Below are 8665 nucleotides of genomic sequence, written 5' to 3' on the forward strand. Positions count from 1 at the left end.
GCAGGCCGCAGAATAAAATCAAAATCCGTTATTTCCAAGGACATGCGCCTTGGAAATGACACTTCTCATGACGGATAGGGTGACTTTTTCGCAAGAAATCGAACCCTATTCGTCATGCAGCCTTTTGTCGGAAAAGACCGCAAGGTCTTTTCCGACAGTCTCAAATAAAAATGGCTGCCTGTAAACCAGGCAGCCATTTTTTTAATGGGCGGAACGGGCGGCCGCCAGCTGGCGGCGGAACAGGGTGCGGAAGATGAGCCGGGCCAGAGGGCCGCAGAAGAGCAGCTGCCAGATCAGGGCCATGGGCATGTTGCAGCCGAAGGTCTGCACCCAGGTACCAAAGCTGGGCTCCTTGAACAGCAGGGTGGCGATGAGGCTCATGGTGGGGCACATGATGCACACGATCATGGTGGAAATGGCGTAGGTGATGAGCTGGGGCCGGTCGGTGGGCCGCACCACAGTGAAGGCCAGCCGGGTGGCCAGCTTTGCCACCAAACTTGACTGGGATTTTACAGATTCCTGCTTGTTCCCCTGCCGGCGGCGGACTATACTGTCTCCAGACAAATCAGCAGAAAAGGAGGGGTTACATGGACCGCCATCCCGTCTCGTCCGCCGACGTGGACGAACTCATTTACGGACCCGACCACCCGGTGGTCTCCAGCGACCGCTGACCGACCCGCCATCCCCGCCCCGCCTTCCGGCGGGGCTTTTTGTTGTTTTACGGAAAAATTACTCTCTGTCCGAGATAAATATTGGTAAACAAAAAATATACAGTTTCAAAGATAATTATGCATTCTCATCTCCGGAGCGAGACAAATGGATAGAAGTATGCTATGATGTAGCTGTAATACAAGTAAAACAAACTTGAATTTGTGGAGGTGCTTTTGTGGAAAATAATGAATGTTGGTTGCAATGGGCAATAGAATTGCAAGATAGAGCAAAACATAATTTGCCCGTATATGCATATGGTGTTTGTAAAGTCTTTGCACAATGCTCAGTAATTGGTGGAAGTTTTGAGCCTAATATTGAAACAACAGAGTTCCGTTATTTTACAGAAGATGATTTACCAGAACTTGCAACAGAAAAAAATAACGAAGAACAAATAAAGATGTGTTTTTCGGCTTATCATTCTAAAGATTGGAAAACTATATTAGAATAACAAATTCCAATTTGTCGAACTAAATACTGACCGATAGGAGCAAGGTCGAGATACACCTTGCTCTTATTCATTTTCCATAGGGCATTCATAGAAAATGAATAAAAAGGTCAGTTATGCACACCAATACTTATCTCGGACAGAGAGAAAAATTAAGGAAATCTTATGGCAGTCCGGCCGCCAATGTGGTAGCCTATAAGGACAGAATACCGAAAGACGAGGCGACGCGGTTTGAAACACACTCCCAAGTGGCTCCCTGCTCTGGCCGCCACTGTCCTGCTGCTGGGCGGCGGTCTGGCGCTGCTGTGGCAGACCGGCTTTTTTTCCTCTCTGGGCTCCCTGGAGGAGATGCGAGCCTACATCTCCCACTTTTCCCCCTTCTCCCATCTCTTTTATTTCGTGGTCCAGCTGCTCAGCGTGGTGGTGGCCCCCATCCCCAGCAACATCACCGCCCTGGCCGGGGCCCTGCTCTTCGGCACCTGGCCCGCCTTCCTGCTCACCTGGGGGGCGGTCGTGGCGGGCTCGGTGCTGGTGTTTTGGCTGGCCCGGGTGCTGGGGCAGTCCTTTGTGGACCGGCTGGTGAGCAGGGCCGCCTCCACCAAATACCTGGACCTGGTGCGCCGGAAGCGGGACGTGTTCCTCTTTCTGGCCTTCCTCTTTCCCTTCTTCCCCGACGACCTGCTGTGCATCCTGGCAGGGCTTACCGACATCCCCCTGGGGCGGTTCTGCCTGCTGGTGCTGGTGGCCCGGCCCTGGGGCCTGCTGGCGTCCTGTCTGGTGGGGGGCTCGGTGCTCACCGTCCCCTACTGGGCCATGGCCCTGCTGGGACTGGCGGGCCTGGCCGTCTTTGTGGTGTGCATGAAGTACGGCGACCGGTGGGAGGAAAAGCTGCTGGAGCGGTTCCGGAAATGAGACGGGACGTAACCTTTGTGCTGATCCAGGGCTGCCTGTACGCCGCCTTCCTTACCCTGGATCTGGCCGTGCCGGGCAGCGGCTGGGACGTGCCTCTGAAATATCTGTCCATCCTGCTCTGCCTCCTCTTCGTGCTCCGGGTGGGGCATGGCTCTGACCGGGCCCTTATGGGAACGGCCCTGAGCTTTACGCTGCTGGCCGACCTCTTCCTGCTGGTGCTGGACCGCTGCTATCCCATGGGGGTGGCCTCCTTCTGTGTGGTACAGCTGCTCTACCTGGCCCGCATCCTCCGGACCCGGCCCGGGGCCATCCCCCTCCGGCTGGCCCTGCGGGCCCTGGTGACCTGGGCCGCTCTGACGGCGGTGTGGATCCTGTCGGCCCTGGAACCCCTCACCTGCCTGTCCCTGTTCTACTTTGCCCAGCTGGTGTGCAACGCCGGCGATGCCCTTACCCTGGGGTCCCGGTACCGTCTGTTCGCGCTGGGCCTGCTGCTCTTCATCGGCTGCGACCTGTGCGTGGGCCTGCAAAACCTGTCTGCCTGGCTCCCCCAGGCTCCGGCCCCCCTGTTGGCCTTCTCCCGGGTGGGTATGTGGCTGTTTTACCTGCCCTCACAGGTGCTGCTGGCCCTGTCTGTCAAAAGGAAGTGATCTGATGCGCCCCTCCAAATGTGCCGCCCTGGTGTGTATCGTGGCCCTGGCTGGGCTGATCCTCAGCTTTTCCATCGCCGTGCCCATTCTGCTGCGTCCCTTTTACTATGTCCAGATCGACGCTCTGGACCTGCCGGAGCGCACCGGCTGGTCGGAGGAGACCATCCGGGAGGCCTATGACGAGGTGCTGGACTTCTGCGTGCTGGGCAAGCCCTTCGGCACCGGCCAGCTGGCCTGGTCAGAGTCGGGCCGCAGCCACTTTGCCGATGTACGGGGGCTCTTCCTGCTGGACTTCGCTGTCTTAGGGGTGACCGGAGTGGCAGTGCTCCTCTTACTCGCTCTCCGGCTGACCAAAAAGCTCTCTTTTCACCGGTTCCTGGGCCGTGGTCCCGGCTTCTGGGCTGGCATCACCGCCGGAGGCCTGGTCCTGGTGATAGCGGGCCTGGCGGCCCTGGACTTCCAGCGGGCCTTCGTGGTGTTCCACGCCATCTTCTTCCCCGGCAAGGACAACTGGATCTTCGACCCGGCCACCGACCAGATCATCCTGGTGATGCCGGAGATCTTTTTCCGCAACTGCGCCATCCTCATCGGCGTGGTCCTGCTGACCTGCTGCGTTGGGCTGGTGCTGGCCGATCTGCTCCGCCAGCGGAAATGACGCCGCCTGCGTCCGCGAAGCCCTCTGCATTCGCCCCATGTTTTTCCCGTTCATCCTCTCCCCTCCTGTTCTGGTCAATATTGCTGGGCTGCTTCCAGTGAAATCTATCCGTCAGCCCGGGCAAACTATCGTCCTGGCTCTGTCCATCGGCTCCTCCTCTCGGGGCAAAGGGATCGTCCGGGTCGGGCTGGGTCAGCTCGGTAAATCTCATCTGCCTGTACGCCGGCTCCCGCCTCTTTTGGGGTGCGGGAGCGTCTGCCACCGACTCGGACAGCTTTTGCCGGGCGCCGTCAAAGGCCAGATAGAGCTTGCCGGTCTCCCCCTCCTTGTTCTTGGCGATGTGGAGCACCCGGCGGCTGTGGGGGGTGTCCTCCTCCTTGTAGAGCAGCATCACCACGTCGGCGTCCTGCTCGATCTGGCCGGACTCCCGCAGGGAGGCCAGGGTGGGGGCCTTCACCCCTTCCCCGCCCTTCTCCGGCCGGGACAGCTGGGACAGGGCCACCACCGTGACGCCGGTGGTCTGGGAGAGCTGGTGCAGCCCGATGCTGATCCCGGCCACCTCCTCCGCCCGGCTCCGCCGCCGGTCTCCCTGGATCAGCTGCAAATAGTCCACAAAGATGGCGTCATACCCCCGGCTGAGGGCGGCGGAGCGGATGTCCTCCACCGTCATGCCGCCGGCGGGCACCCACTCCAGTTTGGGCCGGATGAGCCGCTGGGAGGCCAGGGCCAGGGCCTTGTAGTCCTCCTCCGTCAGCTCGGACCGCTTGATCTTCCCGAAATCCAGGCCCATGCTGTAGGAGATCAGCCGGTCCTCCAGCTTGCCCTCCCCGGTCTCCAGGGAGAAGAAGCCCACCTTCCGCCCCAGCTTTGCCCAGTGCCAGGCGAACTGGATGGCCAGCAGGGTCTTGCCGGAAGAGGCGTAGCCCCCCAGCACCACCATGTCCCCCCGGTCCACGAAGAGCCGGTGGTTGAGCTTGTCCAGCCCCCAGGTCAGGTACTCATGCCTGGTCTTGTGCCGGTCGTAGAAGTCCAGCAGGGCCCGCTCCATGGTCACATACCGCAGCCCCGGCTTGTCCACCATCAGGGCGTTGCCATGGGCAAGGCACTTCTCGGCCTCCTCCGCGCTGGGCGCCTGGGCCAGCCGCTCCCCCAGCTGCCGCAGGTGGTACAGCCTGGCCTGCTCCTTCAGCAGGGCCACATACTCCCAGATGTTGGCCGCCGTGGGGGTGCGCTCCATCAGGCCCACCAGATACTCCTGCCAGGGCTGCTGCTCCGTCTGGCCCAGCCGGTGGAGCACCGCCACCGGGTCGGGCTCCCTGCCCTCGGCGAAGAGGGCCCGGATGGCCTGGTAGGTCAGCCGGTGGGTGGCGGTGACAAAATCCCGGTCCCGGACCTGGGCCACCACCTCTCCCGTGAGCTCCGGTGAGAGCAGCAGAGCCCCCAGCACCGCCTGCTGGGCGGCCTCCATGTCCTGGGTCACCATACCGGCACACCGTCCTTCTCGATCACCCGCTGGGACGGCGGCGTCTGCGCCTCAGTCTGGACCGGTGCATCCTCCCACCGGCGTCCATTCAGCCAGGTGGAGGCATGGGGAATATACTGTCCATTTGCCTCCCGCCATTGCCGGCTCCCTTTCTGCACGCTTAGGGCCTGAAGCATCACACCCAGCATTTCCGGTGTGACACGCAATCGTTTGAATGCCGTACAGGCTCTCTGCTTGTCCACCTTTTTGGGGTATTCCTCCCAGAATACCTGGAACAGCTCCTCCGCCCCTTTGACCTGGAGCCCCCTCTCCCCATCCATCCCAGCAGGCGGCTGCGCTGTATCTGCTCCACCCGGTATGGTTTCTTTTTTTCTTTCTTCTTTATATTTCTCCTCCCCATTTCCGGGGATGCCCTCACCCTGGGCTCGCGGGGAGGTATCCCTGTTTTGGGGGCTACCCCTCCTGCTTTTTACAACAGGGTATATGTACCGGCGGATGACTTGTCCCGTCTCCGGATCACAGACCATCTCCACTTCAATGTGGCCCCGGGACTCCAGCAGTGACAGCAGGCTTGAAATACGTTTGGGGGATAATCCCAGGTCGGCTCCCAACGTCCGGTTTGTTGGCCAGCATCTTGAGTCAGTATTGCATCGCCATGTGAGAATGCCATACAACATCCTGGCCGACATGGAAAGCGCACTGTCACGCATCACCACAGCAGGGATCACCGCAAACATACCGCCATCCGCTTTGGACGCGCCGGCGATCTCTTTACGTGTCATATCCAACACCACCTTGTAAAATCCGGCCATCTGTAGGACCATCATTATGGTTTTCATGCCCGAAACCGCCCGCCCTCTCTGTCCGGGCCCACGGACAGGGAGGGCTCTTTTTTTGCCTCATCACGGGCCGTCCCTCCCTCTGACCTCCACCTTTTTCCCTCCTTTCAGGTTGTCCTTTGACTGGTTGTATGGTATGATTGACTGGCTGAACGGGACCGCGGACGCGCAAGATAAGCACGCTGCTCCTCCCCGGCGCGCCGCCGGAACAGCCCCAGCGCTTCGGTCAGCATGTCGTTCCCCGCCATGTTTGGGCCCCTCCCATAAAGCAGTTTTCACTAATAGGAGAACAGGCCCATTTGTTGCATGTTTCCGTACACCGAAGAGACAGATTTGTGGAAAAAATTTTTTTATCCCCCCAGGACATCCCCAAGGTCCACGCACTGGACGGCCGCTTCGTGGCGCTGTCCAAGGTATTTCCCACTGAATACAGTGAACATGCAAGGAGGTCTCCCACATGAAGAAAAATTGGAAGTCGTTTCTGTCCGGCTGCCTGGCCACCGCTTTGGTGGCCGGCCTGATCGGCACCGCCGCGGCCACCGTGGGGCGGCAGACCGTCGCGGTGGACTACAACAACATCAAGGTCACCCTGGACGGCAAACAAGTCAATCTGGTGGACGCCAACGGCAAAGCCGTGGAGCCCTTTGCCATCAACGGTACCACCTACCTCCCCATCCGGGCCGTGGCCACCGCTCTGGGGCTGGACGTGGACTGGAACGCCGCCACCACCACCGCTGTCCTGACCACTCCGGCGGATGAGCGGGCCGTATACATCACCCGCACCGGCTCCAAATATCACTATGATAACCACTGCAACGGCGGCACCTACTGGGAGGTCCCCTATGACACCGCCGTGGGCATGAGCCTGGGCCCCTGCAGCAAGTGCGTGGGCACCACGTCCGCATCGGTGGATGTGGATCCTGAAACCGTTGCATATGAAATCGTCAATGGCAACATACCTTTTTTTCAGCAGATGAACTGAATGGGGGTGTGTTTGAGACCTATAGTTCCCTGGACGACCTGGGCCGCTGCGGGGTGGCCTTCGCCAACGTCTGCCCGGAGCTGATGCCTACCGAGCCCCGTGGGGAAATTGGCTCCGTCAAGCCTACCGGCTGGCACACGGTCCGCTACGACGATCTGATCGACGGGATGTATCTGTACAACCGCTGCCACCTGATCGGCTACCAGCTCACCGGCGAGAATGCCAATGAGCGCAACCTGATCACCGGCACCCGCTTTCTCAACATGGAGGGCATGCTGCCCTTTGAGAATATGGTGGCCGACTATGTGGAGGAGACCGGCAATCATGTGCTCTACCGGGTCACCCCGGATTTCCGGGGCAATGAGCTGGTGGCCCGTGGGGTGCAGATGGAGGGCTACTCCATTGAGGACAACGGAGCCGGGATCTGTTTCAATATCTACGCCTACAACATCCAGCCGGGCATCGAGATCAACTATCTGACCGGAGACAGCCGGCGGGCAGACTGAACACCAATAAGCCGGGGCACCCGCCCCGGCCTTTTCAAGCCCCGGAAATCGAACATATGTACCAAGGATGAAGTGGTCAGCGGCGAGAGCCTGCCCACCCTCCGGGCGCGGATGGGGGCAGGCCAGGCACCCATCCCGCCCGGGCACATAGAATGGAGCGGAAGGGAGTACCCCCTCCAATATCTGCCTAGGAGGTATTGCAATGCCTGACAAGACCATGCCCGGCCCGGTGCAGGACTCCGCCTGTGTCCGCGAAGCCGTCTGCATACACACCAAGAAGATTTACGACTCCTGCAAGGATAAGGACTGCATTGAGGATCTGCGGTTCTATCCCACCCAGAGCGCCCAGTCCGTCATTGAGCGGGCGGTCAGCATCCGGGCCGGCAAGGCCGAGCTGCTGTATGTCTACATCGACGTGGAACCGGTGGGCTTCAACCGGGGCTTCTTTACCGTGGACGTGCGCTACTACTACAAGGTCACCGCCGAGGCCTTTGTGGGGGCCGCCCGGCCGGTGGAGATCTGCGGCCTGTGCGTCTTTGACAAGCGGGTCATCCTGTTTGGCAGCGAGGGCGCCGCCAAGATCTTCTCCTCCCAGACCTCCCTGGATGGCCTGGATGAGCAGCTCCTCCGTCAGAGCAACCTGCCCACCGCGGTGGTGGAGGTGGTGGACCCCATCGTGCTCAACATGAAGCTGGTGGATGTGTGCGAGTGCCATCCCTGCGACTGCCAGCTCTCCGATATCCCCCCCTGCATCTGCAACTGCTTTGGCTGCGAGCTGTGCTGCGGCAGCGAGAGCAAGCGGATCTACGTCACCCTGGGCCAGTTCTCCATCATCCGGCTGGAGCGGGACACCCAGCTGCTCATCCCGGTGTACGACTACTGCCTGCCCGAGAAGGAGTGTGCCTGCGGCGGCTGCAGCGGCGACGAGGACCCCTGCGAGATCTTCCGCCACGTGAAGTTCCCCGTCAACGAGTTCTTTCCCCCCAGCAACCCCCTGCCCGGCGGCGAGTGCCACCACCCGGGAAAGGGCTGCTGCTCCTGAGCGGGAGGACCGGCTTGACAAACCGGCTATAAGCTGGTATAGTTTCCACTAGAGTGCGCAAGCAAAGGCGTCACGAAGGGGTACACCACCACGGGTGTAGCTTCTTTGTGGCGCCTTTTTTGTTTGGAAAAGGAGTGGTGATATGATACAGGTAAACGGCGCTCAGGAGTCCCTGGAGGGCCTGGCCACCGTGGCAGACCTGCTGGCGCGCAAGGGGTGGAAGGCCGCCCAGGTGGCGGTGGAGCACAACGGGGCCATCCTCCGCCGGGAGGACTTCGCCGCCACCCCCCTGACCGATGGGGACAGGCTGGAGGTGGTGCGCTTTGTGGGGGGCGGCTGACCCGGTGAGCCGGGCGGCCCTGGAGGCCGCCCTCACCGCCCGTCACGGGGCGGTGGCCCAGGCAAGGTTCTCCGCCGCCTCGGTGGGGGTGGCCGGGCTGGGG

General features: G+C 60.7%; 11 protein-coding genes. 8 read left to right on the top strand and 3 right to left on the bottom strand.

Annotated elements, in window-relative coordinates; translation table 11 throughout:
- Positions 1-201: 201 nt before the first annotated feature.
- Positions 202-492, bottom strand: coding sequence for a DUF2798 domain-containing protein (locus tag H6B51_RS15180; RefSeq protein ID WP_335342183.1), 291 nt, complete (start codon positions 490-492; stop codon positions 202-204).
- Positions 493-886: 394 nt separating this feature from the next.
- On the opposite strand from H6B51_RS15180, the gene H6B51_RS15185 reads away from it, so the two are divergent.
- From H6B51_RS15185 to H6B51_RS15200, 4 genes are all read left to right on the top strand, one after another.
- Positions 887-1159 carry an NUDIX hydrolase gene (locus H6B51_RS15185; protein WP_335342184.1) on the top strand — a complete coding sequence of 91 codons (273 nt, stop codon included), beginning with the start codon at positions 887-889 and terminating at the stop codon, positions 1157-1159.
- Positions 1160-1387: 228 nt separating this feature from the next.
- Positions 1388-2068: a TVP38/TMEM64 family protein gene (locus H6B51_RS15190; protein WP_243421349.1), complete on the top strand. Its 681-nt coding sequence runs from the start codon at positions 1388-1390 to the stop codon at positions 2066-2068.
- A complete protein-coding gene (locus H6B51_RS15195) occupies positions 2065-2715 on the top strand; it encodes a lysoplasmalogenase family protein (protein ID WP_204884486.1) in 651 nt (216 codons plus the stop codon). Before H6B51_RS15190 ends, H6B51_RS15195 begins: the two co-directional genes overlap by 4 nt.
- Positions 2716-2719: 4 nt before the next feature.
- Positions 2720-3370 carry a TIGR01906 family membrane protein gene (locus H6B51_RS15200; RefSeq protein WP_204884487.1) on the top strand — a complete coding sequence of 217 codons (651 nt, stop codon included), beginning with the start codon at positions 2720-2722 and terminating at the stop codon, positions 3368-3370.
- On the opposite strand, the gene H6B51_RS15205 is transcribed toward H6B51_RS15200, so the two are convergent.
- Together H6B51_RS15205 and H6B51_RS15210 are read right to left on the bottom strand one after the other, a co-directional pair.
- Positions 3300-4853 (bottom strand): replicative DNA helicase, encoded by a 1554-nt coding sequence (locus H6B51_RS15205; RefSeq protein WP_204884488.1) that lies wholly within the window; start codon positions 4851-4853, stop codon positions 3300-3302. The two genes, H6B51_RS15200 and H6B51_RS15205, sit on opposite strands and share 71 nt — an antisense overlap.
- On the bottom strand, positions 4847-5692 hold the full coding sequence (locus H6B51_RS15210; RefSeq protein ID WP_204884489.1) for a helix-turn-helix domain-containing protein: 846 nt from the start codon (positions 5690-5692) through the stop codon (positions 4847-4849). Before H6B51_RS15210 ends, H6B51_RS15205 begins: the two co-directional genes overlap by 7 nt.
- Before the next feature lie 457 nt (positions 5693-6149).
- Between H6B51_RS15210 and H6B51_RS18360 the strand changes: the two genes are divergently transcribed.
- The 4 genes from H6B51_RS18360 to thiS all read left to right on the top strand — a co-directional run bounded on the left by H6B51_RS18360 (position 6150) and on the right by thiS (position 8562).
- Positions 6150-6674: a stalk domain-containing protein gene (locus H6B51_RS18360; RefSeq protein WP_335342185.1), complete on the top strand. Its 525-nt coding sequence runs from the start codon at positions 6150-6152 to the stop codon at positions 6672-6674.
- Positions 6675-6682: 8 nt separating this feature from the next.
- The gene (locus H6B51_RS15220; RefSeq protein ID WP_335342186.1) at positions 6683-7180 is read left to right on the top strand and encodes a DNA/RNA non-specific endonuclease; all 498 of its coding nucleotides are present in this window, start codon (positions 6683-6685) and stop codon (positions 7178-7180) included.
- A gap of 202 nt (positions 7181-7382) precedes the next feature.
- Positions 7383-8222, top strand: a complete 840-nt coding sequence (locus H6B51_RS15225) for a hypothetical protein (RefSeq protein WP_204884490.1) — start codon at positions 7383-7385, stop codon at positions 8220-8222.
- A 142-nt stretch (positions 8223-8364) separates the two neighbouring features.
- Positions 8365-8562, top strand: a complete 198-nt coding sequence (gene thiS / locus H6B51_RS15230; RefSeq protein WP_204884491.1) for a sulfur carrier protein ThiS — start codon at positions 8365-8367, stop codon at positions 8560-8562.
- Positions 8563-8665: the final 103 nt, after the last annotated feature.

Source organism: Pseudoflavonifractor phocaeensis (genome assembly GCF_016901955.1).
GTDB classification, from domain to species: Bacteria; Bacillota; Clostridia; order Oscillospirales; family Oscillospiraceae; genus Flavonifractor; species Flavonifractor phocaeensis_A.

Bases quoted from the DNA above. Each gene is read 5' to 3' on its own strand.
- H6B51_RS15195 (WP_204884486.1), top strand. From the start codon at position 2,065: ATGAGACGGGACGTAACCTTTGTGCTGATCCAGGGCTGCCTGTACGCC.
- H6B51_RS15200 (WP_204884487.1), top strand. From the start codon at position 2,720: ATGCGCCCCTCCAAATGTGCCGCCCTGGTGTGTATCGTGGCCCTGGCT.
- H6B51_RS15205 (WP_204884488.1), bottom strand. From the start codon at position 4,853: ATGGTGACCCAGGACATGGAGGCCGCCCAGCAGGCGGTGCTGGGGGCT.
- H6B51_RS15210 (WP_204884489.1), bottom strand. From the start codon at position 5,692: ATGAAAACCATAATGATGGTCCTACAGATGGCCGGATTTTACAAGGTG.
- H6B51_RS18360 (WP_335342185.1), top strand. From the start codon at position 6,150: ATGAAGAAAAATTGGAAGTCGTTTCTGTCCGGCTGCCTGGCCACCGCT.
- H6B51_RS15225 (WP_204884490.1), top strand. From the start codon at position 7,383: ATGCCTGACAAGACCATGCCCGGCCCGGTGCAGGACTCCGCCTGTGTC.
- thiS (WP_204884491.1), top strand. From the start codon at position 8,365: ATGATACAGGTAAACGGCGCTCAGGAGTCCCTGGAGGGCCTGGCCACC.